A 546-nucleotide genomic window follows, 5' to 3' on the forward strand; every position below is an offset into this window, starting at 1 on the left:
TCCGGCAACAATGATCATCACATAGAATATAAGAATGTAATTCAACGAGAAGACAAATACTCTCCCGGCATAACGATTATAGTCTTCAATTGGTTTGAAATTGTTAAGTGATATCACAAGCCAACTTATGTTAAGCAAGCTCGAAACAACGACAAACCATGTTCCAAGTTCTGTCATTAAAACTGGTGTTAGAACGAGGAGCATAATCCATATAACAATGGAATAAGTCGTACGTTTATTACCTTTGACAGAAGGTAACATCGGTACTTGCGCATTGCTGTACTCGTCTTTTCTTCTAATCGCAAGTGCATAAAAGTGTGGCGGTTGCCAAATGAACATTACGATAAACATCGCCCATGCGAGTATATGTAAGTTTGGTTCAATAACTGCCCAACCGATTAACGGAGGTGCTGCACCAGGTAATGCACCTATTACAGTGTTTGAAACAAGATGTCTTTTAGAATATATTGAGTAAAGCACAACATATCCAAATCCTGCAATCAATCCAATGACACCCGCCGTACTGTTAATCATGAAGAGCATTAT

Annotated in this window: 1 protein-coding gene; it reads right to left on the bottom strand. The window is 38.5% G+C overall.

Annotated features, from left to right (window positions below; translation table 11 throughout):
• Positions 1-534, bottom strand: a 534-nt coding sequence (locus tag ACFQY0_RS21370; protein ID WP_379717140.1) for a UbiA family prenyltransferase, incomplete at its 3' end; no start/stop codon positions are given.
• Between the last annotated feature and the right edge of the window lie 12 nt (positions 535-546).

Origin of the sequence: Haloferula chungangensis, from assembly GCF_042664875.1 — a bacterium.
GTDB lineage: Bacteria > Verrucomicrobiota > Verrucomicrobiia > Verrucomicrobiales > Akkermansiaceae > Haloferula > Haloferula chungangensis.